General features: G+C 42.7%; 29 protein-coding genes. 16 read left to right on the forward strand and 13 right to left on the reverse strand.

The genetic code is table 11. The features are described 5' to 3' along the window. Positions 1 to 44 precede the first annotated feature (44 nt). The 3 genes from ACJVC5_RS11910 to ACJVC5_RS11920 all read left to right on the forward strand — a co-directional run bounded on the left by ACJVC5_RS11910 (position 45) and on the right by ACJVC5_RS11920 (position 3,187). Positions 45 to 1,793 carry a hypothetical protein gene (locus ACJVC5_RS11910; RefSeq protein ID WP_408095741.1) on the forward strand — a complete coding sequence of 583 codons (1,749 nt, stop codon included), beginning with the start codon at positions 45 to 47 and terminating at the stop codon, positions 1,791 to 1,793. A gap of 68 nt (positions 1,794 to 1,861) precedes the next feature. Beyond that, positions 1,862 to 2,665, forward strand: a complete 804-nt coding sequence (locus tag ACJVC5_RS11915) for a M48 family metallopeptidase (RefSeq protein WP_408095742.1) — start codon at positions 1,862 to 1,864, stop codon at positions 2,663 to 2,665. A 108-nt stretch (positions 2,666 to 2,773) separates the two neighbouring features. Continuing rightward, positions 2,774 to 3,187 carry a CBS domain-containing protein gene (locus tag ACJVC5_RS11920; protein ID WP_408095743.1) on the forward strand — a complete coding sequence of 138 codons (414 nt, stop codon included), beginning with the start codon at positions 2,774 to 2,776 and terminating at the stop codon, positions 3,185 to 3,187. 25 nt (positions 3,188 to 3,212) lie between these two features. Here the strand turns inward: ACJVC5_RS11920 and ACJVC5_RS11925 are convergent, their stop codons facing one another. After that, positions 3,213 to 4,052 (reverse strand): protein-glutamine glutaminase family protein, encoded by an 840-nt coding sequence (locus tag ACJVC5_RS11925; RefSeq protein ID WP_408095744.1) that lies wholly within the window; start codon positions 4,050 to 4,052, stop codon positions 3,213 to 3,215. Between the two features lie 206 nt (positions 4,053 to 4,258). Here ACJVC5_RS11925 and ACJVC5_RS11930 point away from each other — a divergent pair, with 206 nt between their 5' ends. Further along, positions 4,259 to 4,438, forward strand: coding sequence for a hypothetical protein (locus ACJVC5_RS11930; RefSeq protein ID WP_408095745.1), 180 nt, complete (start codon positions 4,259 to 4,261; stop codon positions 4,436 to 4,438). Here ACJVC5_RS11930 and ACJVC5_RS11935 read toward each other — a convergent pair. Further along, entirely contained in the window at positions 4,430 to 4,912 is a 483-nt protein-coding gene (locus ACJVC5_RS11935; RefSeq protein WP_408095746.1) for a hypothetical protein, read from the reverse strand. The two genes, ACJVC5_RS11930 and ACJVC5_RS11935, sit on opposite strands and share 9 nt — an antisense overlap. 114 nt (positions 4,913 to 5,026) lie before the next feature. On the opposite strand from ACJVC5_RS11935, the gene ACJVC5_RS11940 reads away from it, so the two are divergent. Then, complete coding sequence (locus tag ACJVC5_RS11940; protein ID WP_408095747.1) at positions 5,027 to 5,254, forward strand: hypothetical protein; 228 nt, start codon at positions 5,027 to 5,029, stop codon at positions 5,252 to 5,254. Positions 5,255 to 5,276: 22 nt separating this feature from the next. Next, positions 5,277 to 5,762: a DUF309 domain-containing protein gene (locus ACJVC5_RS11945; RefSeq protein WP_408095748.1), complete on the forward strand. Its 486-nt coding sequence runs from the start codon at positions 5,277 to 5,279 to the stop codon at positions 5,760 to 5,762. Here the strand turns inward: ACJVC5_RS11945 and ACJVC5_RS11950 are convergent. After that, complete coding sequence (locus ACJVC5_RS11950; RefSeq protein ID WP_408095749.1) at positions 5,751 to 6,725, reverse strand: hypothetical protein; 975 nt, start codon at positions 6,723 to 6,725, stop codon at positions 5,751 to 5,753. The two genes, ACJVC5_RS11945 and ACJVC5_RS11950, sit on opposite strands and share 12 nt — an antisense overlap. A 95-nt stretch (positions 6,726 to 6,820) precedes the next feature. Here ACJVC5_RS11950 and trhA point away from each other — a divergent pair, with 95 nt between their 5' ends. The 3 genes from trhA to ACJVC5_RS11965 all read left to right on the forward strand — a co-directional run bounded on the left by trhA (position 6,821) and on the right by ACJVC5_RS11965 (position 8,824). Then, entirely contained in the window at positions 6,821 to 7,459 is a 639-nt protein-coding gene (trhA, locus tag ACJVC5_RS11955) for a PAQR family membrane homeostasis protein TrhA (protein ID WP_408095750.1), read from the forward strand. 149 nt (positions 7,460 to 7,608) lie between these two features. Beyond that, positions 7,609 to 8,262, forward strand: a complete 654-nt coding sequence (locus ACJVC5_RS11960) for a hypothetical protein (RefSeq protein ID WP_408095751.1) — start codon at positions 7,609 to 7,611, stop codon at positions 8,260 to 8,262. Between the two features lie 25 nt (positions 8,263 to 8,287). Then, positions 8,288 to 8,824 carry a YceI family protein gene (locus tag ACJVC5_RS11965; RefSeq protein ID WP_408095752.1) on the forward strand — a complete coding sequence of 179 codons (537 nt, stop codon included), beginning with the start codon at positions 8,288 to 8,290 and terminating at the stop codon, positions 8,822 to 8,824. 55 nt (positions 8,825 to 8,879) lie between these two features. Here ACJVC5_RS11965 and ACJVC5_RS11970 read toward each other — a convergent pair whose 3' ends face one another. From ACJVC5_RS11970 to ACJVC5_RS11995, 6 genes are all read right to left on the reverse strand, one after another. Beyond that, positions 8,880 to 9,659, reverse strand: a complete 780-nt coding sequence (locus ACJVC5_RS11970; RefSeq protein ID WP_408095753.1) for a hypothetical protein — start codon at positions 9,657 to 9,659, stop codon at positions 8,880 to 8,882. Between the two features lie 128 nt (positions 9,660 to 9,787). Further along, complete coding sequence (locus tag ACJVC5_RS11975; RefSeq protein WP_408095754.1) at positions 9,788 to 10,204, reverse strand: response regulator; 417 nt, start codon at positions 10,202 to 10,204, stop codon at positions 9,788 to 9,790. Between the two features lie 2 nt (positions 10,205 to 10,206). Then, positions 10,207 to 10,599: a hypothetical protein gene (locus tag ACJVC5_RS11980; RefSeq protein ID WP_408095755.1), complete on the reverse strand. Its 393-nt coding sequence runs from the start codon at positions 10,597 to 10,599 to the stop codon at positions 10,207 to 10,209. After that, positions 10,596 to 11,093, reverse strand: coding sequence for a hypothetical protein (locus tag ACJVC5_RS11985; RefSeq protein ID WP_408095756.1), 498 nt, complete (start codon positions 11,091 to 11,093; stop codon positions 10,596 to 10,598). The genes ACJVC5_RS11980 and ACJVC5_RS11985 overlap by 4 nt, the downstream gene beginning before the upstream one ends. 64 nt (positions 11,094 to 11,157) lie before the next feature. Continuing rightward, on the reverse strand, positions 11,158 to 12,192 hold the full coding sequence (locus tag ACJVC5_RS11990) for a hypothetical protein (protein WP_408095757.1): 1,035 nt from the start codon (positions 12,190 to 12,192) through the stop codon (positions 11,158 to 11,160). Next, positions 12,189 to 14,096, reverse strand: a complete 1,908-nt coding sequence (locus ACJVC5_RS11995) for a hypothetical protein (protein WP_408095758.1) — start codon at positions 14,094 to 14,096, stop codon at positions 12,189 to 12,191. Before ACJVC5_RS11995 ends, ACJVC5_RS11990 begins: the two co-directional genes overlap by 4 nt. A gap of 63 nt (positions 14,097 to 14,159) precedes the next feature. Here ACJVC5_RS11995 and ACJVC5_RS12000 point away from each other — a divergent pair, with 63 nt between their 5' ends. Then, positions 14,160 to 16,682 (forward strand): ATP-binding protein, encoded by a 2,523-nt coding sequence (locus ACJVC5_RS12000; protein WP_408095759.1) that lies wholly within the window; start codon positions 14,160 to 14,162, stop codon positions 16,680 to 16,682. Here the strand turns inward: ACJVC5_RS12000 and ACJVC5_RS12005 are convergent. Together ACJVC5_RS12005 and ACJVC5_RS12010 are read right to left on the reverse strand one after the other, a co-directional pair. Beyond that, positions 16,654 to 17,073 carry a response regulator gene (locus ACJVC5_RS12005; RefSeq protein ID WP_408095760.1) on the reverse strand — a complete coding sequence of 140 codons (420 nt, stop codon included), beginning with the start codon at positions 17,071 to 17,073 and terminating at the stop codon, positions 16,654 to 16,656. The two genes, ACJVC5_RS12000 and ACJVC5_RS12005, sit on opposite strands and share 29 nt — an antisense overlap. Before the next feature lie 80 nt (positions 17,074 to 17,153). Then, positions 17,154 to 18,410, reverse strand: coding sequence for a hypothetical protein (locus tag ACJVC5_RS12010; protein ID WP_408095761.1), 1,257 nt, complete (start codon positions 18,408 to 18,410; stop codon positions 17,154 to 17,156). Between the two features lie 28 nt (positions 18,411 to 18,438). Between ACJVC5_RS12010 and ACJVC5_RS12015 the strand changes: the two genes are divergently transcribed. The 4 genes from ACJVC5_RS12015 to ACJVC5_RS12030 all read left to right on the forward strand — a co-directional run bounded on the left by ACJVC5_RS12015 (position 18,439) and on the right by ACJVC5_RS12030 (position 24,339). Next, the gene (locus tag ACJVC5_RS12015) at positions 18,439 to 19,416 is read left to right on the forward strand and encodes a histone deacetylase family protein (RefSeq protein ID WP_408095762.1); all 978 of its coding nucleotides are present in this window, start codon (positions 18,439 to 18,441) and stop codon (positions 19,414 to 19,416) included. Between the two features lie 74 nt (positions 19,417 to 19,490). Beyond that, the gene (locus ACJVC5_RS12020; RefSeq protein ID WP_408095763.1) at positions 19,491 to 20,324 is read left to right on the forward strand and encodes a flagellin; all 834 of its coding nucleotides are present in this window, start codon (positions 19,491 to 19,493) and stop codon (positions 20,322 to 20,324) included. 89 nt (positions 20,325 to 20,413) lie between these two features. Next, the gene (otsB, locus tag ACJVC5_RS12025) at positions 20,414 to 21,919 is read left to right on the forward strand and encodes a trehalose-phosphatase (RefSeq protein ID WP_408095764.1); all 1,506 of its coding nucleotides are present in this window, start codon (positions 20,414 to 20,416) and stop codon (positions 21,917 to 21,919) included. Continuing rightward, positions 21,901 to 24,339 carry a glycoside hydrolase family 65 protein gene (locus tag ACJVC5_RS12030; protein WP_408095765.1) on the forward strand — a complete coding sequence of 813 codons (2,439 nt, stop codon included), beginning with the start codon at positions 21,901 to 21,903 and terminating at the stop codon, positions 24,337 to 24,339. The genes otsB and ACJVC5_RS12030 overlap by 19 nt, the downstream gene beginning before the upstream one ends. Here ACJVC5_RS12030 and ACJVC5_RS12035 read toward each other — a convergent pair. Together ACJVC5_RS12035 and ACJVC5_RS12040 are read right to left on the reverse strand one after the other, a co-directional pair. Then, positions 24,308 to 24,601 (reverse strand): ArsR/SmtB family transcription factor, encoded by a 294-nt coding sequence (locus tag ACJVC5_RS12035; RefSeq protein ID WP_408095766.1) that lies wholly within the window; start codon positions 24,599 to 24,601, stop codon positions 24,308 to 24,310. The two genes, ACJVC5_RS12030 and ACJVC5_RS12035, sit on opposite strands and share 32 nt — an antisense overlap. Continuing rightward, positions 24,592 to 25,314 (reverse strand): TSUP family transporter, encoded by a 723-nt coding sequence (locus ACJVC5_RS12040; protein WP_408095767.1) that lies wholly within the window; start codon positions 25,312 to 25,314, stop codon positions 24,592 to 24,594. The genes ACJVC5_RS12035 and ACJVC5_RS12040 overlap by 10 nt, the downstream gene beginning before the upstream one ends. Positions 25,315 to 25,399: 85 nt before the next feature. On the opposite strand from ACJVC5_RS12040, the gene ACJVC5_RS12045 reads away from it, so the two are divergent. Together ACJVC5_RS12045 and ACJVC5_RS12050 are read left to right on the forward strand one after the other, a co-directional pair. Then, positions 25,400 to 25,810 (forward strand): YeeE/YedE family protein, encoded by a 411-nt coding sequence (locus ACJVC5_RS12045; RefSeq protein ID WP_408095768.1) that lies wholly within the window; start codon positions 25,400 to 25,402, stop codon positions 25,808 to 25,810. Continuing rightward, entirely contained in the window at positions 25,807 to 26,229 is a 423-nt protein-coding gene (locus tag ACJVC5_RS12050; RefSeq protein WP_408095769.1) for a DUF6691 family protein, read from the forward strand. The genes ACJVC5_RS12045 and ACJVC5_RS12050 overlap by 4 nt, the downstream gene beginning before the upstream one ends. Positions 26,230 to 26,237: the final 8 nt, after the last annotated feature.

The following is a 26,237-nucleotide window of genomic DNA, read 5'->3' on the forward strand; positions in this document are numbered from 1 at the left end:
GCATCAGTCATGCAATGTCTTCATGAAAAAAATGGAGAGTCATTATGCTAAAACTACTTTCAGTATTGTTGTTAGTTCCGGGCATGGTGTTTGCGGACGCCTTAGATAAGGACTGGAATTTGACGGTGACAACCACCGGCTCGATTTCCAATGAGAAGACATTTGAAAGTAAGGGAGAAGCGAGATTTAATCGTTTGAATACGCTGACGGGATATAGTTACACTTATTACTATCGCGCCTTTAGCGGTCGAAAAGATCAGAACATCACTTATGGTGTCTGGCAGGAAGCGGAGGCCTTTCAGGCCTATTTAAAAGAATGTAATGTAGATGTTCCAACTGATCTTCTTGCCATGAGACTTGGTCTTGATAAAATTTTTAATTCCAAGAACGATGCTGAAGTTAGAAACATCGTTGAAGAGTTGGGCCCTAAATTGTCTTTCGAACAAAAAATCGAATTTGCCGCCGAGATGGGAGGCATCCTCCTTGAAGGCTATGATTTCTCTCGAGCTGATGATGGAGAGTCGAGTGAAGGCATTGTAACTTTAAGACAAATGATCGAGGCCCGTCAGAACAAAAGTTTTGCGGGAGTTTGTCGAGACATGTCTATGGCCATGGCCCATACTTTAAAGGCAATGGGCGTGAAAGATGCTTATGTGGTCGGTTATCAATCCGCAACTGGTGGTCACGCCACGGTTTTGGTTCAAGATCCAAATAACAAGAACAAGACCTACAACATTAACTATAATTATACGACATCGACTGAATCTGCTTCTGCCTTGAGCCACTTAAATCAAAATAGCACTCTTCCAAGTGTGGGAACCAATATGCATATCTATGATGCTGATGGACAGCACTTAACTTCTCTGCCGACTCATCTGGGAGTTCTTTTGCATGAAATGGCAGGTGGCAAGTCCGGCGATTTAGAGCCAATGCTTAGAAGTGAAAATAGTGTAGGATCTGTGGTCTTAGGACATAGAAGTGGTGCAAGTGCCGCTCTGAGCGCAGGTATGACTCCTGATGGTGATAAAGTCCTGGGCCTGAGTGGGATTTATGAGAACGGAAGTGAGATTATTCCTACGAAACTTGGGGTCGTCCTTTACAACAACAAGAAAGACACTAACAACTATGGTGAACTTGAGGCCAATGGAGCGTATTTTGAAATTGAACAAAAAGTACAAACTCGTCCGATGAAATATAAATCTGATAAGGGAGAGGTTTCCCTTCAGGTCTACGGAAAAATTAATTCTCATTACAATGTGACTTATTCCAAGGCCGAAGGACTGACTGAAGGAGATTTGAGTTACTACGGTGGTTTCCTGATGAGTACTGGAACTGAAGTTAATTATACAACGAAGACAGGCAATACGAAGGCCCGTGCCACACTTGCGGCCACAGGTGATTTAGCAAAAAGTGACGTGCGGGATGAGGGCTCTAACTATACGCCGGATTTACGCGACGTAACTGGAACTCTGGCCGTGACTCACAGAATTTCTTCTCATCTCGAGGGTTATGCTGGCATGGCCGTTACGGCCCGACCTGAATTTGGAGTTCAATCGCGCCAGGAAATTGGGATCAGCAGACAAACTGAAAAGTCTCGTATGTCTTTCATTATAGGTCACCAAGGTCAGGTCGCAGGCAGTGCCCCTGCCTTTATACCTGGTTCTCAAAATAATTATTTCTTTGAAGCGTCTTATGGAAACAAGAAAAATTGGAGCGCCTCACTAGGTGGACAATGCACTGTGGATAATAAAAAAGATTGTGGTGTGCGCGCTACAGTGACCTACAAGCATTAATTAAAGCATAGCGAATACCCTTCCTAAAAACTTCTGTCTAACATAGGCAGAAGTTTTGGGAGGTCGCTATGAAAACAGTTCTGTTTCTTTGTTTCCTCATTTTATTTGGACTTAATCTTCAAAGTTGTTCATCAGTTAAAACTCCTGATGAGAACGAGATTAATGCCATGGCATTAAAGTCCTACGAGGAAGTAAAATCAAAAGCGAAAATTTCCAACAATGCTGATTGGACCGCGATGGTCAATCGAGTGGCCTCGCGGATAGCCAGGGCCTCTGGAGAAAATTTCCAATGGGAGTGGATGCTGATAGAAAGTCCCGAGGTCAATGCCTGGTGTATGCCGGGAGGGAAGATAGCGGTTTATACGGGCATAATGCCGGTTTTACAGACGGAAGGGGCCTTGGCCGCGGTCCTAGGTCATGAAGTCGCCCACGCCACCAAAAGACACGGTAAAAAACAATATGCTCGGGCCATGAAAAGTAATATTGCGGGAATTGTAGTTGGGACCGCCACCACCATCGGTGGACAGATTTTTTGTAAATCAGAATCATGTCGAATGCTCACAGGTCTTGGCGGTGCTGCCGCAGGATTTGCGGTGGCCTTCTTTGATCGAAAGTTTTCACGTGGAGACGAAACGCAGGCCGATCAAATTGGACAAACTTACATGGCCCGTGCCGGCTATGATCCGGCGGAATCGGTGAAGGTTTGGGAACGTATGGCCGCGGCCAATCAAGGGAAGGCCCCACCTGAATTCATATCAACTCACCCATCTGATGAGACCCGTAAGAAAAATCTTTCAGAATGGTTACCCGAAGCAGAGGCCGTATATTCCAGCGCTCCTCAAAAGTATGGCACTGGGGAATCAATCAAATAACTTTGCTCAAATCGTTTCGGTATCTCACTTGCAACTTTCATCTTGTCTAGGTGATTGGACTGTATTTGGGCATTTCTGCCCCGAACATTTAAACCCAAGGAGGGGATTATGTTAGTGAGAGATATCATGAATACCAAAGTAGATGTGATTAATTGTGAAAAGAGTGTTTTTGAGGCCGCTGAAATGATGGCCCGTGGTGATTATGGTTCGTTGCCGGTTGAAAAGAACGATAAAATGATCGGAATGATTACTGACCGTGACATCACAGTGAGAGTGGTTGCCACCAAAAAAGATCCTTTATCAACAAAGGTCTATGATTGTATGACTGAGAAAATTACCTACTGCTTTGATGATGAAGACGTGCAAGGAATTGCTGACAAAATGAAGTCTGCGCAAATCCACCGAATCCCAGTTGTGAATCGTGACAAGCGCTTAGTGGGAATCGTGAGTTCAAAAGAACTCGTGAAAAATGCCCACAATCCACGAGTTACTCAAGAAACTTTAGATCAAATCTATCAATAAAAAAGGGGGCCTTGGCCCCCATTCATTACTTCGCCCCTCGACGAGTAAAAGCACGATAAGAAAAATTCACTTCACTGGTGTTAAATCTGGTTTGAACACGGCCCGTGTTCTCCTGATTGCGTACATGCAGAGGAAGTCTGTTATACATATTGCTCTTCACATGGAAGCAATGTTCAGGAGAGTTCTTGTTGGCACGATAGTAAGCGTAAGTCGTCACGGGACAGCTCTTCTTAGAAGCAATGAAGATGTCTGACCATGACTTCATCGTTCTCGTCCCGCTGGTGTAACGACGATCTAGCACACGTTCAACCACTCCTTCACTGGTCTGAACCAATGTGTAAGGAGAAACGTGGAACCACCAGTGGTAGTTGTATCTTCTAATATAGGTGTTAGTGAAGAACATGAAGACCTTTCTTGAAACAAGCCCATACTTTTTCCATTCTTCGTAGGCCCACACATGGGCGCGATCAGTACATTCAGTGTTGGATCTCCAGCTTCTATTCATGCCTGAGAATATTTTTGTGGCCGTGGCGAAATCCGGAAGGACGGTCGCTTCTGGCGCCATCTCTGTTGGCATTGGTTCTTCTTCCGTAGGCATTGATTCGTCCGGCATAGAACTGATGGCCTCAAGCTGGTTGTTCTCATCAACATCAACTGCAATATTCACCCCTGGTTTAAAATCCAGACGTGAAAAGGAAATGCGACCATTTCTTTTCACAATAATCACACGACCACTGTTCAGGAAGAGCAGGTGGTCCTCTCCCTTTTTACCTTGGTCAAATGAGTGAACAGTTCCGTAGTAGCGTTCAGCGAAGACAGACGATGAAAGCATTAACAGGGCAAGGGGAAACAACATCTTTTTCATAGGTCCTCCATTAGGAAAACTAACTTAAACTGTTGTTTGAGAAATTGATTCTCAATTGTTCTTTAAGAAAAATAAGCGGAGCAACCTGAGTATTTTAGTTCATGCTAAAATACAGAACAGAGGAGGCTTTATGATGTACCCAGTTGTATTCGCACTTTTTGCTGCATTGGCCATCATGATTATGTCGGCCTATGAAAATGAATAGAATGCTAGTAAAAATTGGCGAGCTAAATTTTGAGTTACTAACTTCTGCAGAAGAGGAAGAAGAAAAGGTCCTGCTTGAGATTGAAAACGACGCAAGTATGGTCTATGAATCAGTGGATGTGCCTAAGGCCATCCAACTCAGAAACCTGCTTGATGAATTCATTCACCAAGCATCAAAGTGATCTTAAATATTTCATGGCCTCTTTGGCCTTTGAAAGATCGTTTTTAACCGTTAGCAACACAGTCACTGCATCACGACGGTTGATGCGATTTTGCTGAAGCTTTTCGCAAGTAAGTGCCTCAATTGAATCTGTAATGTTGTAGATAGAAACGTGCTGTGGCCACAGATTTGTTCTATCGTTACTGCCGCCTAGACACAATGGAATGTAGTGATCAATTTTATAGTCAGATCTATTGGCCGAGTTCAGAGTGTATCCGAGCTTTCGGTAGGCCGCGAAGATCTCGTTCTTCAATTCAGTCGTTACATCGCGTTCACAATAGGGAATTTGTTCCTGGTAACGGTATTCCGTGGCCAGTTGTGGTTCACAAAATTTACCGGGAGTAAGACGTCTGTCTGCGCGGATAGGATAGTTCGCTGCTAGGGCCTGGGCGGCCAACGCTAAGAATGCTAAGATGGCCAACAGTTTGATTTTCATCCGCTACTCCGATTTGGTTTCATCCATTTTTAACAGAATCTAAAGATTCTTGGAAAATATCGGGATCATAGACTAATTATTACAGGGTTTTTATGCTCATTTTGGGAGGGAACTATGCGATTCTTACTACTTCTGGTGTTGCTCTCATGCGAACGATTAAGACCCATTAATTTAGAGGTCGGAGATTGTGTGATCGGGGAGGGCATGGACATCTGGAAACTGATCCGAGAAGACGATGAGGACCAGGAGTATATGTTCGCCACAAATCCGGTGGAGGAAGGGTCTCTGGTTCAGGTCGTGGGAGACATCTCTACTTTTAAAAAAGTCGAGTGTCCAAACTGAGGGGCCGGTGTAAACTAGTCTCATGAAGCGACTCATTCCTGATTGGCCATTTCCCCATTACATCTTTGTTCCTGGCGAAAATCCTCATCCCAAAAAATCCGGTGGCCACATGGAAGGTCAGGGGGACCCCATTGCAAAACCTTTGGACCTTCATCATCCGGAGCAAAGTGAGTTCCTACGTTATTCCTTGGATCTCTTTAATGCCGAATACTATTGGGAGAGCCATGTGTATTTGGAGGCCCTGTGGAACGCTCATGGCAGAGTAGGAAATGTGGCGGACTTTTTAAAGGGACTGATTAAACTTGGGGCCGCAGGAGTAAAAGTTAAGATCAATCAAAAAGTGAGTGCTACAGATCATTTCTTACGGGCCAAAGAACTTTTCTTTCATGTCATGCAAGCAGAAGGAAAAAACTATTTGGGTTTTGATCTCGAGAAACTCAATCAGGACATTGATTTGGCCATGAGTAGTGAGAACATGAAACTTACGATTTACCCATCATGGGCATAGATTCATAGGAAGTTTGTTTTCTTCGCAGTACCCATTCAAAATAAAATTAATGACCTCTTCAATCCGGGCATTTTTAAGACGATCTTCTGAGATGAGTGAGAACTCAGGTGCTATGGAGTCCTGATCAAAATGCACACGATTTTTTAAATCTAAGGAAGTCGTGTCGCAATCTCTTTCCCCACACCATTCATAGAATGATTTTTGTTTTTCACCATTAAACGGAATAAAACGCATTTTATCCAACATACCGATGGAAGTCGGCAATCTGATATCAGGCATTGAATACATAGTGTGCTGAAGATAGGTCTGCTCATAGGCCACAAACTTTTTCATGAAGAGGACCGGGTCTGATTCCAGATGGGCCGATTTTAAAAGGCGAAAGACCTGATCATATTTTGCTGAACTGAGACCCAAAAAAGTCACGGGCCCTCCGTTCTCCATGAGGTCTGTCACATGATTTTTCCCACAGTGTGAACGAGCAACAAGGCTCCAGGAAAGAGTTTTATAAAGATCTAAGCTGTGAGACATCAGTCTTCGCGAAAGAGTCACAGGAAAGGTCCTGACCGCCGTTCCTAATAAGTCACCGGAGATTAGTGAGCGATCAATATGTCCCAGAGCTTCGTGGGGATGGGCCTCCCAATAATGGTAACGAACCAATCTCCCCAAATGATGAGAGGCATTGGCATAAATATAGCCCATAGAGATACTTGAGCTGTTTTGACTGGTTTTGAATATTTCTAAGTAACTCAATGTCACCAATTGGTTTTTTAAAATGTCCTCATCAAGACCTGAAACATCTGATGCTCGGATGAGTTCATCAATATGCTTTGAAGTAAGCTCAAACCAGAATGAATTTTTTTTTACCTCTGAAGATTGGCAATCAACAGACCCGAGGTCGGGGAGAATTTGTGTCGCACTGAAGGCCTGAGTTGATAGAAGCAAGATGAGGAAAAATTTAAACATGAATCATGATGACTTAGTTAAATTGAAGAGAGAAGCAATGATAGTTTTTGTTATTTTTTGCTAAAGAAATCATAAATCTAATAGTAAGATGAAGTATGACTACGGGCCTAAAAAAACCTCTTCTTCGCGGACATATTCATCAAGAATCTTTCTTTTGCTCTCTGGGCGCTTGTTCCATGCTGGTGGCAAAAGCTTCGAATTCTCATTCTCTTATCGCCAGTCTGGCCTATTCAGGATGTCTAATAGCTCTTTTTGGTATTAGCGCTCTCTATCACCGCCCAAATTGGGACGAGAGGAAACGTGCGATCCTTCGACGGATTGACCACTCCGCCATCTTCCTTTTGATTGCTGGATGTTTTACACCAGTATGCCTTCTGGCCCTTCCGGAGACAGTTGGACTTAAACTTTTGGCGATTGTTTATGTGGCCGTGCTGTTTGGAATTGTGAAATGTATTTTTTGGACGAATGCTCCTAAATGGCTTTCTTGCATTTTGTACGGTTGTGTTCTGTTCTTGTTTGTGCCTTATCTAAAAGAGTTCAATCAGGGCCTGGGATTTCTCAATATGGTTCTCATCTGGATGGGCTGTATTGTTTATTCTATCGGGGCCATGTTCTATGCTTTTAAGCGCCCTAACTTTTTCCCGAACGTTTTTGGGCATCATGAGCTTTTTCATGCATTCACAGTTGTGGGGGCCGTCCTTCACTTCATCGTGATGTATCGACTGATTACTTGATATTAAAATTTTGCAGTTTTGAGCATTTAATCTATTTATTGTCCTAAAATTAGGACAATGATTCTCGATCCTGGCCCCTCTTAATATATCTCTATCGGGTCTATATTCATATTCAACGAACGGTCTTAAAGACCAAACCGGGATTGAATATGAAGACATCTCTACTAAATACATTCGGAATTGGACTAGTACTTAGTGCTTTACCCGCACTCGCTGATGATAGCAAACATATGGTGACCTTCGGGGCCAATGGACTTGGATGGTCAGGCTCAGTTGAACAAATGAGCACAGATAATACTTCTGCATTTGATAGCATTAAGAACATCAGTGACGGCCTTTCTCTTAACTATGCTTATCGAATCACTAAGCAGCAACAAATCGGTTTCTTTTATCAGACCTCAAACTCGGAGATGAAGTTTAAAAACCGTGATGGAAGTGAAACGAAGTCTGAAAGAGAAACGGATGCATATGGAGTCTTTGCTATTCATAACTTTAGCGAGGAACTTAAAAATTCTTTTTATATGGGAATTGGTCTGTCCATGTTTAACGTGGAAGAAGAGGTCTCCCATGATTTTACGAAGGCCGAGGGAAAGGCACCCATTGAAACAGATGATAACGGTCTCAACTATGAACTCACATTCGGCAAGCGCTTTGCTTTAAATGCCCTTAATGTTCAGCAGCTGGCCTATGCTCCGCAGATTTCTGCCTTCTATCGCACTCACGGAAAAGATTATGACGACCAGGGAGTGAAAGAAGGAGTCGGGGGCGTCATTCAACCTATTAGATTTGATTTACTGTTCTAGCATATAACTAACAAAGGAGTTATTTATGAAAAGTCTTTATAATATTGATCCATCTCACAGCTCTGCTAACTTTTCAGTTAAGCACATGATGATTGCAAAAGTTCACGGTGGTTTTGAGAAGATCTCAGGCAAGTTTGCCTATGATCCACAAAACTTAAAAGAAAGTTCAGTGGAAGCGGCGATAGAAGTTGCTTCGATTAACACTCGCGATGCTCAACGGGATACTCACTTAAGAAGTGCGGACTTTTTTGAAGTTGAAAAGTATCCTTTGATGACCTTCAAATCAACTGAGTTTAAACACGATGGAAATAATAACTTGATGGTCACTGGAGACCTTACTATTCGTGATGTGACCAAAAAAGTGACGTTGGTTGTGGATGAACAATCGGCCGAGCATAAGGATCCTTGGGGAAACTTACGCATTGGTCTTTCCGCAAAAACGAAAGTGAACCGTAAGGACTTTGGGCTTACCTGGAACGCGGCCCTTGAAGCAGGGGGAGTCCTAGTCGGTGATGAGATTACAATCACTCTAGATGTTCAGTTTGTAAAAGAAGTAAAATAGACTCATCTATCAGCACTTCATAACTCATATCGAGTTATGAAGTGCTCTTTCTTTTTTAATGACGGGTACGAGTTGGAATTGTGTTTGTTGTTTCAGTGCTCGGTGCAATATCGGTCGGCATTGCAGGAACTTTCCAAAGAATACCGCAGGCAATGGGAAGTGATTCGTGAACGTCAGATTCTCCTTCTTGGCCCATGACTGTTGCAGGTAGTTTCATTTCTTTCTGAACACCTTGAATCAGTACCACTCGACCAGGAAAAGTGAGACCATCATTTTCGCCTAACTTAATGATATTGTCCGTAGGGTCAGTATCAGGTGTTTTTAAGTCGGCAAACATGCGCTCAAAACTTGCTGACTGCTCGTAGTAGTATTTTCCTTTATCATCACTCATTGGGTATTGAGAGCCTCCTCCGGTTTGAGAATCGAGACTACCGTCCAGAGGAATGGAGATTTGGCCAATGGCAATCATGGCCTCGCGCATGTCAATATAAGCGTCTTTGTTTAAGTCATCATTGATATTAGGACAACGACGACCGGTATAAACCGCTTGGATATGTTCAACGTTTTTAGGTCCATACTGGTAGTTTACGATGGCCTTAAAGGAGTCGCCTTCTCGAACCAGGGCCGTCTTACCAACTTGTTTAAAATGAAGATTGTAGTTCATGGGATACATCTGGGCGACGTAGACACCATTGATATTGGAACCATCTGCTTGAATGGTTTCATTCTGAGTAAAACCGGCCCCGGTCGAGGAGGATCCAGAATCTGAACTTCCGCAAGAGGCCAAAAGACAAAGGGACGCAATGGATAAGGTTGATTTTAAGAATGAGTTCATTTTGTTCCTCGCTTTAAGTTTGAGTACAAAAAAACATCTCATCATAAGATGGAAATTTTTTTTGTCCACTTAAGGGGAGTCTTTAGAATGATTAAGGATGCGGTCAGAAATCTTAAAGCGGAGAGGGATTACTTATTACGATTCCAAATGTCCGTGATTTTTTTTGCGAGTTCTTCATCTTTCCATGGCTTGATCATATAGTCATTCGCACCGGCCTGAACGCATTCCAGCACTACTTCTAGTTCGTCTTGTGAAGTAAGAAGCATGATAGGAAGTTTGGCGAAACCGTCGATGTCGCGGACTTGTCTGATGAGATCAATGCCTTTGCCGGTAGGCATATTAAAGTCGGTGATCACAAATTGGATTTGATTTGGCTTGGCGAAGTTTTCTTGAATGATCTTGAAACCTTCATTCCCGCCTGGTGCCTGAATGATCTTAGTGACACCCAGCTTTTTCAACGAAGCAGAAAGCATTACGCGAATGCTTGGAAAATCATCTACGATTAGAAATTGAAGATTACAAATTTCAGGCGGAAAGGCCTTCATGACTATCCCTTAAATGCAAACTCGATATCATCCAAAGTATCTTCTTTGGTGTTTTCAAACCGAGCTATAACTTCTTTAAATTGATTCTCGTCTTTAAGAACCACAAGATCAAGATTTACTTCCCTAATTTTTTTTGCTGCATCGTCAGAAATAATGGGTTTCCCCTTGAGGAAAAGAAGGTTCAAAGTCTTAAATGGCCACTTGTTGGTTTTAAGGAAGCTATAGGCCTTCTTGGAATCTGTAAAACAGATTGCTACCTGGCCCATTTGTTTACCTGCTTGATCGATCTCTTCTGCATTAAGAGTAGGGATCGACGCATAGTCAAAGCGTTCTAGCTTTTCCTTGATTGATTCGGTCAGTTCTGGAGCTGTGTCTACTAAGAATGCTATTTTCATTTTGTTGATGCCGGCAAACGTGTTGGTTGTTGATCGTTCTTAAACTTAAATTTTGAGAAGTATTTATGTTCTTTCGGAAGGTATTTAATTTTCATACCAACAGCAAGTCCATTATCTAATACGTCCTGGTTCCAGCCTTGAAGATATTTCCACATGCGTTTATCACCATAAATTTTTGTGGCGATAACACCAAGGCTTTCTTTATTTTTTACTGTGTGAAACTTATAAGGGCCCGCCAGAGTTTGAAGAAATTTGTTCTTCTTATTCTTGTTTAGCGCCTCAATTTTTTGCTCATTATCATAGACTGTGTGCGCACTCATTCCAGTCGTCTGGGCCATCTGTCTGTCGAGTTCTTTTTGAATAGGGCTTTCTAGCTCAATGATTTGAGTTCCATCATTTTCGATGTTAGTGCTTACAACTTTCGGTGTGGGTTTAAAAACTGCGCATGAGCAGAAGAGAGACATCAAAAATAAGAGTGAAAGTTTTGTGTTCATGGGCCAACTCCGCCTTTTTTTGGCTTATCGGAAGCTGGCCCGTAAAAGTTGAATTTTTCAGGAATTAGAACAGAATGTAACCAAAGCCGATACCTAATCTCAGGGTCTTAAGCTCTGATGGACCATCCATTACGTGGTATTTAAAAAGGGTGTGAAGGTAGAGTCTTTCAGTAAACTTTTTATTCACGTACCAAAGAATTTTATACCCGGTATAGTCGTCAGTGTTTTTGATCCCTTTTGAGTTTGGATCATTTTTAGACACGATACTGTGTGAGAAAGACAGCTTTGTGAAAAAAGGTGTCTTAAAGACATGCACTAGCTTTGAAAAACCGACTGTTCCGTAAAGTACTGTATTTGAGTCTAGAAGAATTGTGCGGTCTTGTTGAATCCCACCCATGTTAAAAGTCGAGAAGCGTTCGTAGTCCACACCAAAGTAGCCCGTAAAGTTTTGTTTTACGAAGCGATACTCAGGATAAAACGTCAGACCTAGTTCCGGGTCTACCTTTACGTTTTTATCATCCAGGTTATTGGCAGAGGCGAGTAGGTAAGAAGCGTAAGCACTTGCTTGAAACGACCATAGAGATTGTTTCGGATAATAAGACGAAGAAAGACCGAGAGTGACTGGGCTGTTTTGGTAGAACTCAACTTCCGCAGTGGCCGGATCTTTTTGAGTGAACTTACCATATGAGGCCATATAGAAAATGGAGGCCTTAAGACCTTCAGGAAGAAAGCCCGGACCTGAGTTCTCAGTTTCGTTCTGAGCAGCGGCCTTTTTAAGATTCACTTTCATTCCATCAATGTAGGCCTGGTACTTCGACATGTCCAAGTACTCATACTGGATATAAAGGTCAATCATCGAACCCGGTTCAAGTTTGTTCCAGTCTTTTACCTCTGGATTACCTTTGAAGGTCCTTTGAGTCATCGGAGTTTGCTTGGTAATGATACTGTTGGGATAAACGAAGCGCTTGTAGATCTTGGCGAGAGTATCGTTTTGTTCAACCAAATATTTCAGCTTGTACATTTTTTTGGTTTGTTCTTCCTGACCGATTGCGAGGGTCGAAAGCAAGAGCGCGAGCGTTAACAACAAGAACTGCTTCATAGATCCACCATTGGAGAAATTGGGAAGATTAGCTCTCCCGTTTGAGAATATTCTGTTTCCTGGCCCCAAACGTCTTGAACTTTTACGCGGTAAAAGTATTTACCTGAACGGTTACTGATCCAGTTCACTGTTGTGCCTTTAACTGCATGCTTGAAGACCGGCTTCTTCAAAGCAGCGTCGGCAAACACTTCTAGAGTGTAGCTTTTGGCATTTTTGTAAGGAACAAGCTTAATGACATGATTAGGCTTACCGTTCACTTCTTCATATTCAATGATCTGTTGGGCAATGATTCCTGGAGTTGTTACTTTTGGAAGGGCCACTTCCAATGGAACAGAGGCCGAAGGAGTAAGGAACTCAGCAGAGTCTTCTTTTGGAAGAACTCGCCAGAAGTAGTTACCCACATTCGGTAGATTGATGATTTCGGCATTGGCGGGAGTGTTCTTTTCTACAATAAGTTTTTGGAAGTTCGGGTCTTTTGCGACTTGAACTTTAACTTCTCTCACACCTTGAGGTTTTACCCAAGATAGAGTGGCCTGTTTACCTTCAGTTGAAATCTCTTGGCGCTTCTCATAGTTTTTAGAGACCTGTGCCACCGGTGTTGTTACGACCATTTTCGCAGGAGGTGAAACAAGAGGAGGGTTATCTGAACTCTTGGCACGTACATAGTACACACCCGGTTTTTCCATCACGATCGCTTTCTTACCTTGTTCGGCCGGAACTTTCTTAATGATTTGCGAGAAGTTTTGCTCAGGGCTAACTTCAAACACAATCGGAGAGTTGTTGAGCTTGTTCTTAACATTGTAATCAGCAGGGGACTTCACAGGAACTGATTGGCTTAACTGTTCGGCCGGAATTGAAAGGGCCTCTTCAAGTTTGATGTCCAATTTCATTTCGTCACTTGGATATTCTTGGCCACGTTGAATCAGGGCAACTTGGATACCGTAAATTCCAGCATCATTTAGAGGGAAAGAGAATTTATTACCTTTCACCATGACTGATTGTTCACCAGTTGGTGTTTTTAGGATCACGCGATAATCAGCCGTATCTGAACCGGCCCATGAAATAGGGAGGACCTCACCGCGAACATAAGTTCTGTCGGTGGCAACGCTTTGAAGTTGAGGTCTATTATAAGGAGAGACGCGGAAGCTGCTTCTACCAAGAGACTGGCCACTTGAACCAGTTAGTTCAAGAGTGTAGCGACCTGGATTTGGAGTTTTAATGGTAATAGGACCATTGAAATTCTGAGAAGCAACTTTATTTCCATTGGCGTCTATAAGAGTCGCCGTTCCTGAGTCATTTCTTCTTAAAGTGAAATCGATCTCTTTTATGATATGAGGATCAATCACAGTTCCTTGCTTAGGATCGTTCAGGATATTTTGAATTTCTGATTTGGCCACGATACCGGTTTTAGAGCTTACGATTTCTTCACCGGACTTCACCTGAACTGACTTACCAGTTTCAACATCAATGATCTTGGCAGGGGCAGTTCCTTCAACTTTCAACTGACCTTTTACAAGCTGAATTTGGTACTCATTGTCCTGAACTTCGATTCGAATAAGCGATTGAGGGCCGATGATAAGTTTTGAGCCTGATTCAAATGCTACAGTGGCCGATGCCTTCTCATCCGTGAGGATTTGGTCACCATTATAAAGAGTGTCCCCTTTAATAGTGTCAATCCAGGTGAGAGTTCCGGGAATCTTTCTCTTCGATTCAAACTCTAACCCCTGGATCTTGGCCACTGGTTCAAGTTGCCTTAGAGGCGGGACCTGAAATGGATTGTACTTGAACAGCACCACGCCACCTATAATGAGTGACGAACCCAAAACTAGAGTAAACCCATCGAAGGAGAAAAAACTTTTCCCCTGTTGTTCTTCATCAGTGATATTATAATGTGTATTAATCATTAATTAATATTCTATATCAAATTGAGATCAGAAACTATGGGCGAAAATTTGCAGGCAACAAAAATGAAGGGCATCGGCCTTAAAGCAAAAACCCTACTAGGGCTGTCGGCTTTGCTTCTTGTGGCGATTGCGGGAATTCTTATCTTCACCAACCTCTTATTGATCTCTGATAAGAAGGCCTACGTCTTTGAGAACGTTCTCTCGAACGCGGAGAAGGTGAGGAACTTAATTAATGAGAACATTCAGAACTCACTCTTCCAAGCAGAGTCTCTGGCGATGTTATCGCAGAATGAGAACCAGAACCTTAAGACGTTAATGGATCGTCAGGAACTCGTAGATGGACTCTATTTTAGCTTTTCTGGCGAGGCCAATCGCAAGACGCTCATGAAGACGACCTTTCCGAAAAATTCTGAAAGCTATTTCGATTTTGTGTCTAACTGGATTGAAGACGCCAAACCATCGAACGCTCTTGGGGTGACGGTAAAAAAGATCCCTTCAAAGAACACTTTCGAACTTAACTATCGTGATGATCAAAAACATTTGGGCCTCCTTATTAATATGGACAACGTCTGGAGCCAGATTTCCGGAGATACTGTCTTCTCATACACGGTTGTCGACGGAAACAAGAGACCACTTTGGACCTCTGGTGAAAACCTCAATGACTTTCCCTATGAAGATCTGATTCAGGCCAACGGTGCTTCAGCTTCTAAAGAAGTGAGCATTGGAGATGAGAAGTACCTGGTGGCAGTTTCAAGTCTGCCCAAGCTTGGCATCCATGTTATCAGTTATATTTCTGCTAAGAAGGCCTATGCCGTCGTAGGTGACTTGAGTGTAAAGACCATTTCTTTTGGTCTGGTTCTCCTGGGTTCATCTCTTATCCTGGGTCTCTGGTTCAGTAAGCGTCTGACAGGTCCGATTGAAGCTCTTATGGAAGGGGCGAATTTCGTGGCCCAAGGAAACTTTGATCACGAAGTGGAAGTAAGAACGCGAGATGAACTTTCTGTTCTGGGAACGCGCTTTAACTTTATGAGTGGCAAGATCAAGGACCTTTTAGGTGAAAAAGAAATCATCATTGAAGAGTTGAAAGAAGCGAACATCAAGATTGAAGATTACTCTAAGAACCTCGAAAAGAAAGTAGAAGAGCGTACCCGTGAATTGAAATCTGCCAACGACTTCATTCAGGCGATGATCGACTCTCTTGACCAAGGTCTATTTGTATTTGGTCCGGATCTTAAATGTTCTCCCGTTTATACGAAGGCCTGTGAAACTCTGTTCAGAAAATCTCCAGCGGGCCTTACTTATAATGAAGTGCTTGATGTGCCTCAAGATCAAAATGCCCGTATCGAGAAGTGGGCAAATATCATGTTCAGCGAGAAGCTTCCGTTTGAGTCGGCGGCGACTCTGGGTGTGAATGAAAAAGTCTATGGTGAGAGCATTGAAAGTGACGATTACTCGATGCTGAAGCTTCACTATCATCCAATGAGAGATGAAGAAGAAAAAATCTCTAACGTTGTCGTGGTAGCAACAGATAAAACAGACGAAATGCGCGCCATTGAAGAGACAAGAAAGAAAGAACGCTACGTTGAAATGATCTTTAAGATCCTGGCGACTAAAAAACAATTTATCGAGTTCATTGGAGAGGTCGATGGTTACATCAAATCTCTTGATGAAGTCATTGAAGCTCCACAACCTAGCTATGACCACGCGATGCTCATTTACCACTCGTTCAACGGTGGTTTCGGTATGTACGCGGTGGATTCTCTTGTGACTGAAGCGCGTAAGTGCGAGCAGACCGTGGTTGATATGAAGAAGAAGGGCGTGCTTAATCACCAGCTTCTGATTGATCAAAAGAACGCTTTCAAAGAAAGTTATCACCGCTTTAAGCAGGAGACTTTCGACACTCTTGGTTTCAATTCAAGCACGGTTGAAATTGACCAGGCGATCCTTCTTTATATTAATGACCTTGTTCAACAAACTGATAACCGTGAACTTAAGCATGTCTTCAATGAGAAGATCATGAAGGTGCCAGTGGAAGAGTTCTTTGTTCCTTATAAGAAGCTTCTTGAATCTCTTGGGCCTAAACTCGGTAAAGAGTTCGCTCCACTTGTTGTTCACAATGGTGATTTGCGTGTGGATCCTGATTCGTACCGCGAGTTCTTTTCATTACTTGTTCACTTGTTCCGTAACTGCGCTGACCACGGTATTGAGGCCCCTCATATTCGTGAAGAACGCAATAAGACCATGGAAGGTAACATTCAAGTTCATGTGGGAGTTGAAGGTGAGGGGTCACGTCTTAAGCTTGTCGTTGAGGACGATGGAAACGGAATTGATCCGGCGAGAATTCGTAAGAAACTTCAGGAGAACAATCCAAACAAGTCATTCACGGAAGAAACAGATCAAGACATTATTTATCACATCTTTGATCAGGACTTCAGTACTGCCGAGCAAGTGACAACCATTTCCGGCCGTGGTGTGGGAATGAGCGCGATTAAAGACATTGTTGATCGTATGAACGGTCAGATTAAACTGGAATCAGTTGTCGGTAAGGGAACAAAATTTATTTTTGACCTGCCGATTTCTTATTAAACACTTCCACGATTTTCGCTTCAATAGTTTTAGGGTTGAACGGCTTCAGCACATAGCTGCTGGCGCCGGCCTCAACCGCTTCCAGAATCGTGTGTAATTCGTTCTCTGAAGTTACCATGATCACCGGAATCGTCTTGTAAGCTGCGATACCGCGAAACTGTCTTAGAAATTCAATTCCATTACAATTTGGCATGTTGATGTCGGAGAAAACCAACTCGAAAGGCTCTGTTTCCGCGCATTCATTCGCTTTTTCGTATCCCTGTTTTCCATCTACGGCCTGTGAAATCTTGGTAAAGCCGAGAGATTTAAGGGCTGCAATAAGAGCATCACGAATGGTACTCATATCATCTAGGATTAAAACTTTTTTGCTCAGAATATTTGGATTTATCATGCGCAACTTATCGGCACGTCTTTCAAGATAGTTAGATAATTTTTAAAAGATACCTTACAAAATTAATTAAATTTTATAGGTTACTGTTCTTTTATGAGCTTAGCTTTAAGATTTCCACCCATTGGACAAGACTCTGAATATTTCTTCTTTAGGGCCTTCTTTTCACGGGAAGGTTTCAAAGAGTCCAATTTTGTCTCGATCTGCTGACATTCAATGTCCTGCTTAATTGAGGCCTCATAGTGATCTTTATAGCCCTCATAGGTCTTCTTACGATCAATATTGAAAATGATCTCTTGAAGATCTTGCGCCTCATTGCCCGCGATATCAAAGATAGTGGTCGGTCGGAGTTCTTCGAAGAAAACTTCATCGGGAGCTTTTTCGAGAGAGGCCGTAGGAAATTTCCCGGCCTTAATGTCTTTTTGATTAATGCGAAGAAGAACTGGAACAATTGTCGTCTGGTCTTTCTTCACAAGAGACATGTCCATTGACACCAGTACCGGAATGTCATCATCAAAGGCCGCATTATCAACGGCCTTTACATAAACGTTATAAATATCATCTGAGGTCTGGAAAATGTGATTACGCCCATCAATGGTGCAGGTCACGTTGTGCTTACCAGAAGGAACAATCAAAAGCTCATTTAAGAAAGCACAGTACTTAAGAGAAGCTTCCTTATATGTGTTTTTCTCAGGGGAACTTGCCACACAAGTCCCGTGAATTTTTCCTTCAACTGTTTTTAAATCCTTACAAGTGATCTTGAAGTCTTCGCCTAAAAGAGAAGTGAACAGCATGAAGGTGTTATTCAGAACATCAACATAAGGAAAGTTCTCAGTGGTGTGAGTGGTGTGGGCCTTAAATTCAGACTCAAGGTTCTTTAAAAGTTTTGGCCCGGGAATTTTGAAAGCGTCTTTTGTTTTTGCAGTACGAACGCAGCGTTTATCATAGGCGACCTTGGTGATAGCATCAGGTGCAAAGCTATTGAGGAAGCTATAGCGATCTTTTAGAAGTTCGCAGTTTTTTTCCACATCTTCTTCAAGTTTCTTGGTGATTCCGATGTAGGTATCAAGGGTCTTATTGCGAAGATCCTTGAGATCATTCCGATGAGGCATGGATTCTAAGGCCAGGCCCAGAATTTTAAGTGCCAATGAAGAGTTTTCACCTTCAAGGGCGCTATTGGCCGCTAATCGAGCATCCATCGCCGCCTGGTGAGCAAGGAACACATAGGCCTCACTTTCCTTATCTTTAATCTCGGCCAACCGTTTCAATGAATGAGGAACATCCGTTTGAGCATAAAGAGGAAAGATAAAACAGGCCGCCAGAATGATGAGGATTTTCATTTCAAAATGGTAGGTCTAAAATACCGATATGAAAATACTCCATGACCCTAATTCAAACTTACACCTCACTAAATACGGAATTCAGGTTCCTTTGGCGGACGACCGCGATTTTAAGGTCTATGATTTTCTAAAAAATAAGGGCATTCCCGTCACCATGAACTTTACTCAGAATGTAACTCTGACTAAAGAGGACATTGCTCAGGTCCATAATGCTGAGTTTATGGCGAAGCTTTATGGGACCAAAGAAGAACTTCGTCAGGAAATTATTAAGTGCTATGAACTCATCAATGAGAAAGGTGAGTATCACCGTTACGATCCCAATGCTGCGAAGGCACCTCTGGAAGAATTGTTTGATTCGGTACTTTTAAAAACAAAAGGAACCATGTTTGCCGTTCAGGAAGCATTGAAGACCGGTGCTTGCTTTTTCCTGGGCGGTGGTTTTCACCACGCCATGAGTTTCGGTGGACGGGGTTTTTGTCTTATTAACGATGTGGTGATTGCTTCTCGTTGGGCCCAGAAAAATCTTAATGTGAAGAAAGTATGGGTGATTGATGTGGACGCTCATAAGGGTGATGGTACGGCGGAACTTACCCACAACGACCCAACGATTAAAACTCTTAGCATTCATATGGCCCAAGGCTGGCCACTTGATAGTGGTTCACAGGACAGTCCTTGGTTTATTCCAAGCGATGTTGAAATTGGTATCAAGAGCGGCGAGGAAAAAACCTATCTTCCTCGTCTGAAAGAGGGACTTTTAAAGCTTGAATCTGAAGGAAAGCCGGATCTCGCAATTGTGGTTCAAGGCAGTGACCCTTATGAGAAGGACCGTCTTCCCAGTGCCAGTCTCTTAAAGCTAACTAAAGAACAAATGCTCGAGCGGGACCTTCTGGTTTACAATTTTTTGAAAGACCGAGGCATTCCTCAGGCCTATGTAATGGCCGGAGGTTATGGAGAGCATGTTTATGAAATTTACTGTCAATTTTTAGAGGCAGTTTTTAAAAAATAATCCCGATTAAATATCTCGGAATTTTCTTCTTCTACATTTCTTTTTCCTGACTCCGAAAAGTATACCGAGGTAGTATGAGCTTTCGAGTCAATACAAACGTAAGTGCCCTCGCTTCGCAAAGAGCGATGAGCAAAGTGAATAAGGAGACTGAAGAGTCTTCTGTGAAGCTTAGTTCCGGGCAAAGAATTACAAAAGCAGCAGACGATGCTGCTGGCCTCGCTATTTCCGAAAAACTAAAAGCGGAGATCCGTTCATCTCGTCAGGCCAACCGAAACGCCAATGATGGTCTATCACTCGTGCAAGTTGCAGAGGGGGGACTGGAAGAATCATCGAGTCTATTGACTCGCATGCGCGAACTCGCGATCCAGGCGGCCTCTGATACTCTGACTGATAGTGACCGTATGAAATCCAGCATGGAATATGAATCGATCAAAGATGAATTAGAGCGACTTTCACAGACCACGGAATTCAACGGTAAAAAGCTTCTGAACGGTTCTGGCCCTCGCTTAGATTTCCAAGTGGGTGTCGGAGATAACACTGCTGATGATCATATTAGTTATGATTCAAAATCCATCAATGCTGGCATTCAGTATCTGGGAGTGGCCCACGCTTCCATCAGAACAAAAAGTGGTGCTCAGCAAAGTCTTGCGGCCGTTGATAATGCCATTAATAAAATTTCCGGACATCGCTCTCTTTTGGGTTCCATCCAAAATAGATTGATTACGAGCTCAAACAATCTTGGAATCTATACTGAGAATATGAGTAAAGCGAACAGCCAGATCCGAGATGCTGACTTTGCTCTGGAAACTTCTCAACAAGCACGCAATTCTATTGTGGCCTCTGCTGGAACTGCGGTCATGGCCCAGGCCAATATGTCAGGACAAAACGCTTTAAAACTTGTTGAGTAAACCCAATTAATTCAAGTACTGTTTCTTCAGTCAATGACCACGGTCACTGACAGAGAATTTTTTTTCCTCACAATGGGCTCGAGGTGTTTATGAAATCATCTGAGTCATATAGTGCGGTCATCCTAGACCTCGACGGTGTTCTCACCGATACCCGTAATCTTCATTACGATGCCTGGAAGCAGACCTTCGATGAATATTTAAGGAACTACGGTCAAGGACCGTTTTCTCCCAAAGAATATGAGCAGTATGTGGATGGAAAACCACGATCCCAAGGGATTCTTGATTTTCTGATCTTCCGGGGCATTCCCATTACTTCAAGTGAGCTACAAAAACTTGGTGAAAGAAAAAATAAACTCTATCTTTCTGAGTTAGATCAATATGGGCTGGTGGTTTTTTCAGATGCTTTAAGGTCGCTTAAAAGGTGGAAGGAGCGAGGCGTTCCTCTGGCGGTGGTTTCATCCAGTAAGAATACATCAAAAATCTTAGATCGTTTGGGCATTCGAAATTACTTTAATGTCGAAATGAACGCCCTTAAAGGTGAAGAGCTTCATTTGCAAGGAAAACCAAGTCCTGATTTTTTTCTAGAGGCCGCGAGAAAACTGAATAAAGATCCCGAAGAATGTATTGTGGTGGAAGATGCGGTCTCAGGCATAGAGGCGGGGATTGATGGAAAATTTGGATCCGTGATAGGAATTGCCCGTCCCGGTCAAACTGGTGCAAAAGAGCTCTCAAACGCAGGCGCTGATTTTGTCGTGAATTCTCTGGAAGAGATCTTTGATCTGAAACCAAACCTTCTTAAAAACTGGAGACGTTTTGCGAAGTTCATCAATGGCAGGGAAATGGCGCTCTTCTTAGATTTTGATGGAACTCTAAGTGAAATTGTTCCTAATCATACTGAGGCCCAGATGGTGGAAGAGATTCGTCCTATCCTTACCAGAATAGCTGAAAGTATAAAGGTCGCCATCATTAGTGGCAGAGACCGTCAGGATGTAAAAGCAAGAGTGGGGATTGATGGCGTTTTCTATGCCGGTTGCCATGGTTACGATATTAGTGGCCCCGGTTGTTTTCATTTCCAAGTGGAAGAAGCGGAAATTGCTTCCGAGGAAATGTCTGAGGCTATTCAGAAGATTGAGGGCCTTAAGAATAAATATCCCGATCTTTCCATTGAAAAGAAGAAATATTTTACGGCCGTTCACTATCGACAAGTCCCAACATCTCTCCATTCAAAACTTGAGAATGAAATTAAGAACCTGATCAAAGACTATAAGAAATTAGAACTGCGCAAAGGTAAAATGGTCCTGGATCTGGCCCCAAGACTTAAGTGGAACAAGGGCGAGGCGGTGAAAAAACTTTGTGATGTTTTAGATCTTGAGCCTGGCAAGACGGTGGCGGTTTATATCGGTGACGATCTCACGGATGAGGACGTTTTTTGCGAACTCCAATCATGGGGAGTGGGCATCAAAGTAGGGATAGAAGGAATGGCCGGAACTTGTTCTGAGTATTCACTTAGAAGTCCAAGCGATGTTGTGACCTTTTTAAGTAAGATTGAAGAAACATTCACTCGACAGGAAAAACAATGGAGACGTGGAGCATAGCCTATGATGAATGGGACCCTAAGGAAGAGCGATTAAGGGAGGCCCTGTGTACTCTAGGAAATGGCTATTTTGCGACTCGTGGAGCGGCCGAGGAGAATTCTGCAGGTGAATATCATTACCCCGGGACTTATCTTGCAGGAGGATTTAATCGTTCTCTATCGAAAGTAGGTGACCGCCAAGTCCGGAATGAGGATCTTGTTAATTGGCCCAATTGGATTCCCATCACATTTCGACATATCGGGGAAGATTGGTTTGATCTCTCGCAGGTTGAAATTATCTCTTATCAGCAAGAACTCAATCTGAAATTTGGAATGCTTTCAAGAAGTGTTTTATTCCGGGACCATCAGGGAAGGGAGTCATTGTTAAATGTAGATCGGCTGGTCAGTATGCATAATCAGCATGTGGCCAGCATTCGATGGAGATTAAAAGCGAAAAACTGGTCAGGCAAAATTGAAATTAAAAGCTGGTTAGATGGTGGGGTAAACAATTCGGGTGTTCATCGTTATCGTGATCTTAATTGTGATCACCATTCCATAAGAAAATTTCTGGAGATAAATGAAGAATGTTTTTGCATGGAAACCATGACTCATGAGTCAGAGATCGTCGTTGCTCAGGCCATTCGCAATCGTCTTTTTATAGACAAGAGTGAAGTGTTTCCTCATGAGTGTTGGAAAACAGAAAGAGGGATTGGACATGTGTACTTTGTTGATTGCGATGAGGAAAAAGAGATCCACCTCGAAAAAACAATGACTCTGTTTCATTCTCGAGACCGCGCCCTAAGTAACCCTCTCTATGAATCGCAGCGTCTCATAGGACAGTTAAAGGACTTTGCAGAGATTTTTGATTGTCACAAAAAGGAATGGGAGCGACTTTGGAATCTTTGCGATATAGAGCTTTCAGATAATCCTCGAGAAACGAAGCTCCTCCGTTTTCATATTTTTCATCTCATGCAAACAGTGTCTCTTCACAATATTGATATTGATGCCGGAGTTCCCTCACGAGGTCTTCATGGAGAGGCCTATCGAGGGCACATTTTTTGGGACGAAGTCTACATCTTTCCCTTCTTGAATGTGCGTATTCCTCAGTTGACCAGGTCATTACTTCTCTATCGCTATCGAAGATTAGATGAGGCCCGACTGAATGCCCTGGTCGATGGCCATCCGGGCGCTCTGTATCCTTGGCAGAGTGGAAGTAACGGTGAAGAAGAAAGCCAACTCATGCATTTAAATCCGGTATCAGGTAAATGGATTCCGGATTCCACTTATCTGCAACGTCACATCAATACCATCATTATCTACAATATCTGGAAGTACATCCAGACGACTAATGATACTGAATTTCTCTCCTTTTTTGGGATTGAGATGATGCTTGAGATCTGTCGCTATTGGGCAAGTAAGATGACCTACAATATCAATCGAGACCGATATGACATCAAAGGGATCGTGGGACCAGATGAATTTCATACTGCCTATCCGGGGTCATCCGAGTTAGGGATTAATAATAATGCTTACACCAATTTTATGGTGTCCTGGTGCCTCAGAACAACAGTGGAAATGTTTCGTACTTTACCGGTTAACCGACGCCGAGACATGCTCAATAGTCTTGCTCTTCCCAATGATGAGTTGGAGAGTTGGCTTGAGAAAAGTCGTAAGCTCTACATTCCCATCCGTCAGGACGGCATCATCGAGCAGTTTGAAGGGTTTGAAAAATTGAAAAATCTCAATTGGGATCACTATAAAAGTAAGTACGGGAACATTCAGCGAATCGACAGAATTCTTGAGGCCGAAGGGGACGATGCTAATAACTACAAACTCAATAAGCAGTGTGATGTCTTGATGATTTATTATCTTTTCCTCCCGGACGAGCTCCAAAAAAACTATGAGTGGTTGGGATATCATTTCGATCCCGATAGCATTGTTAAGAACATTCAGTACCATTTATCATTGTCTTCAAATGGTTCGACCTTGAGTCGGGTGGTTCATTCATGGATTCTCTCACGCTATGATCTGGATCTTTCGTGGCACTGGTTCCAGCGTGCGCTGGAGAGCGACATTTCAGACATTCAAGGGGGAACAACTCAAGAAGGTATTCATTTAGGTGCGATGGCGGGAACAGTTGATCTGGTTCAACGATGCTTTACCGGTATTGAAGTGAGAGATGACGTCATCTGGTTATTACCTCATATCCCCAGTAAAATCTCATCCATGAATTTACGGGTCCGTTTCAGAGGACATTCAATTTTGATTCAGTTTAAAAGGAATGAATGTAAAGTCAAAATTGAACGAAGCTGGATGATTCCTGGCAAAATAGGTTTCCAAGGCAATGTCCATGAATTTAATGAGGGAGACGAATTTACTTTTGTTTTTTCAACTCATCAGCAAAAATTTTTTACTGACAAAATATCTTCTGCATCGCTTTAAGCAATTTTGTGACCTGCAGATTATTGATGTAGTAATAGGAGAAATTCTTTTCTCTCCTCAGGCCAAGAAGACCTTCATTTTGCATTCGTTTTAAAAATTGAGAGGTGTGCGACTGAGAGAGTCCGACCGCCTCTTGAATTTCTGAGACTTGTTTTTCGCCATCACTTAAATAACAGAGAATCAGCAATCGCTGGGGGTGGGCGAATTGCTTTAATAGTCCCGCAACTTCTTCGCATTGATCTTGCATTAATTCTATATCCATACCGACCTCATAATACTAACTGTGGAATAGGCCACCACAAGTGTAAAGACGATTTTTCTGGTCCTTAAAAATTTAGCAGGGATTTTTCTTATAAGAATGACCGATGCTATTGAGCCCAGAATGATGAGAGTGAATTCAGTGGGAGTGACTATGTCTTTGGCCTCTTGCCATTGAAAAATAAAGGACATGATTGAAACCAGTAAAATGCTTGCCAGACCATTGCCCAACGCTTCTTGATAGTTCATACCATAAAAGCGGATGAGAATGGGCATAAGAAGCACTCCACCTCCAAGACCGGTCAATGTTGTTATCATTCCTAAAGTGAGACCGATTATAATTGATTTCACCAGACTCTGCCGCAAATTGATTTTTCCAATTTCGTAACGCTCATTCCAAACACCGATTAAGCTGTATATCGCGATGGCGATGATAAGAACCGCGACGAAGTAATCCGGTACAAGATTTTTAAGAGGCAAAGTAAGTACATTACCAATACCTCCTCCTGCAGCAAGAATGAGAATGAGGCGTAAATTTAGTCTTGGTCTCACGCCTATTAAGTTTATTAAAGTGCTGATTATAACGATGGCCAGTGAAAGGATAGTGGCTTTTTTTAATGTGAGACCTAAAAGACCGATCAAAAGAGGAATCGAAATAAGTGCCCCACCAGCGCCAGTGAGCCCCATGATTAATCCAACAGTTAGTCCTATCATCATGTAAAGGAGCATGGTTTTTCCTTGATTGTAATCGTTATTTATAATATTATGATTTTGTAATATTTCAAGTCAAAAGAGGTCCTCAATGATGGCAATATTAGGTGGAGCGATTATCGGGATTGCGGCGAGTTTACTGCTTCTTTTTGATGGAAGAGTAACAGGTATTAGTGGAATCACCGCAGGGGCCATAAAGTTAAACACCCCAGATCGAATGTGGCGAGTTTCATTTTTACTTGGTCTGATTATCGGTGGAGTTGTCCTGCGTATCATTCGACCAGAGGCCCTCACGATCGTTTCAGAGGCCATTCCCACAGATTATGCGATCGCCGGATTTTTAGTTGGATTTGGCACGGTACTGGGAAGTGGTTGTACTTCTGGACATGGAGTCTGTGGATTGTCGCGACTCTCTGTCCGTTCACTAGTGGCCGTTGTTATTTTTATGGGGACCGCGATGGTTTCTTTATTTGTCTTTAAGACACTTCGAGGTGGAATATGAAAAATATTGTCGCCTTTTTCTCCGGATTAATTTTTGCTTTAGGGCTTGGTATCAGTGGAATGACCCGACCGGATGTCGTAAAAGGTTTTTTGGACATCACTGGTAATTGGAACTGGTCTCTCATGGGAGTAATGATTGGGGCGATCCTGGTTCATAGTATTGCTTATCGACTTATTATGAAGCGAAAATCTCCCATATTAGAACGAGAGTTTTATGTTCCAACGAAGAAAGGTATTGATGCCCGTTTGGTTCTTGGGGCCATTATCTTTGGAGTCGGTTGGGGTTGGGGAGGTATATGTCCTGGCCCTAGTATCGTTAACCTTGCCGGAGGGGCGACAAGCATCGTTATTTTTGTTCTATTTATGTTACTTGGCATGAAAGTCTTTCAATGGTTTGATAATAGGGTCCTATCGAAATAAAGCGAGGC

Origin of the sequence: Peredibacter sp. HCB2-198 (assembly GCF_045999315.1) — a bacterium.
Classification (GTDB): Bacteria; Bdellovibrionota; Bacteriovoracia; order Bacteriovoracales; family Bacteriovoracaceae; genus Peredibacter.

Bases quoted from the DNA above. Each gene is read 5' to 3' on its own strand.
- ACJVC5_RS12050 (WP_408095769.1), top strand. From the start codon at position 25,807: ATGAAAAATATTGTCGCCTTTTTCTCCGGATTAATTTTTGCTTTAGGG.
- ACJVC5_RS12035 (WP_408095766.1), bottom strand. From the start codon at position 24,601: ATGGATATAGAATTAATGCAAGATCAATGCGAAGAAGTTGCGGGACTA.
- ACJVC5_RS11935 (WP_408095746.1), bottom strand. From the start codon at position 4,912: ATGAAAATCAAACTGTTGGCCATCTTAGCATTCTTAGCGTTGGCCGCC.
- otsB (WP_408095764.1), top strand. From the start codon at position 20,414: ATGAAATCATCTGAGTCATATAGTGCGGTCATCCTAGACCTCGACGGT.
- ACJVC5_RS11960 (WP_408095751.1), top strand. From the start codon at position 7,609: ATGAAGACATCTCTACTAAATACATTCGGAATTGGACTAGTACTTAGT.
- ACJVC5_RS11930 (WP_408095745.1), top strand. From the start codon at position 4,259: ATGCTAGTAAAAATTGGCGAGCTAAATTTTGAGTTACTAACTTCTGCA.
- ACJVC5_RS12020 (WP_408095763.1), top strand. From the start codon at position 19,491: ATGAGCTTTCGAGTCAATACAAACGTAAGTGCCCTCGCTTCGCAAAGA.
- ACJVC5_RS11950 (WP_408095749.1), bottom strand. From the start codon at position 6,725: ATGTTTAAATTTTTCCTCATCTTGCTTCTATCAACTCAGGCCTTCAGT.
- ACJVC5_RS12040 (WP_408095767.1), bottom strand. From the start codon at position 25,314: ATGATGATAGGACTAACTGTTGGATTAATCATGGGGCTCACTGGCGCT.
- ACJVC5_RS11910 (WP_408095741.1), top strand. From the start codon at position 45: ATGCTAAAACTACTTTCAGTATTGTTGTTAGTTCCGGGCATGGTGTTT.
- ACJVC5_RS11970 (WP_408095753.1), bottom strand. From the start codon at position 9,659: ATGAACTCATTCTTAAAATCAACCTTATCCATTGCGTCCCTTTGTCTT.
- ACJVC5_RS11940 (WP_408095747.1), top strand. From the start codon at position 5,027: ATGCGATTCTTACTACTTCTGGTGTTGCTCTCATGCGAACGATTAAGA.
- ACJVC5_RS12005 (WP_408095760.1), bottom strand. From the start codon at position 17,073: ATGATAAATCCAAATATTCTGAGCAAAAAAGTTTTAATCCTAGATGAT.
- ACJVC5_RS12030 (WP_408095765.1), top strand. From the start codon at position 21,901: ATGGAGACGTGGAGCATAGCCTATGATGAATGGGACCCTAAGGAAGAG.
- trhA (WP_408095750.1), top strand. From the start codon at position 6,821: ATGACTACGGGCCTAAAAAAACCTCTTCTTCGCGGACATATTCATCAA.
- ACJVC5_RS11985 (WP_408095756.1), bottom strand. From the start codon at position 11,093: ATGAACACAAAACTTTCACTCTTATTTTTGATGTCTCTCTTCTGCTCA.
- ACJVC5_RS11975 (WP_408095754.1), bottom strand. From the start codon at position 10,204: ATGAAGGCCTTTCCGCCTGAAATTTGTAATCTTCAATTTCTAATCGTA.
- ACJVC5_RS11945 (WP_408095748.1), top strand. From the start codon at position 5,277: ATGAAGCGACTCATTCCTGATTGGCCATTTCCCCATTACATCTTTGTT.
- ACJVC5_RS12045 (WP_408095768.1), top strand. From the start codon at position 25,400: ATGATGGCAATATTAGGTGGAGCGATTATCGGGATTGCGGCGAGTTTA.
- ACJVC5_RS11980 (WP_408095755.1), bottom strand. From the start codon at position 10,599: ATGAAAATAGCATTCTTAGTAGACACAGCTCCAGAACTGACCGAATCA.
- ACJVC5_RS11990 (WP_408095757.1), bottom strand. From the start codon at position 12,192: ATGAAGCAGTTCTTGTTGTTAACGCTCGCGCTCTTGCTTTCGACCCTC.
- ACJVC5_RS11920 (WP_408095743.1), top strand. From the start codon at position 2,774: ATGTTAGTGAGAGATATCATGAATACCAAAGTAGATGTGATTAATTGT.
- ACJVC5_RS12000 (WP_408095759.1), top strand. From the start codon at position 14,160: ATGAAGGGCATCGGCCTTAAAGCAAAAACCCTACTAGGGCTGTCGGCT.
- ACJVC5_RS12010 (WP_408095761.1), bottom strand. From the start codon at position 18,410: ATGAAAATCCTCATCATTCTGGCGGCCTGTTTTATCTTTCCTCTTTAT.
- ACJVC5_RS11965 (WP_408095752.1), top strand. From the start codon at position 8,288: ATGAAAAGTCTTTATAATATTGATCCATCTCACAGCTCTGCTAACTTT.
- ACJVC5_RS11925 (WP_408095744.1), bottom strand. From the start codon at position 4,052: ATGAAAAAGATGTTGTTTCCCCTTGCCCTGTTAATGCTTTCATCGTCT.
- ACJVC5_RS11995 (WP_408095758.1), bottom strand. From the start codon at position 14,096: ATGATTAATACACATTATAATATCACTGATGAAGAACAACAGGGGAAA.
- ACJVC5_RS12015 (WP_408095762.1), top strand. From the start codon at position 18,439: ATGAAAATACTCCATGACCCTAATTCAAACTTACACCTCACTAAATAC.
- ACJVC5_RS11915 (WP_408095742.1), top strand. From the start codon at position 1,862: ATGAAAACAGTTCTGTTTCTTTGTTTCCTCATTTTATTTGGACTTAAT.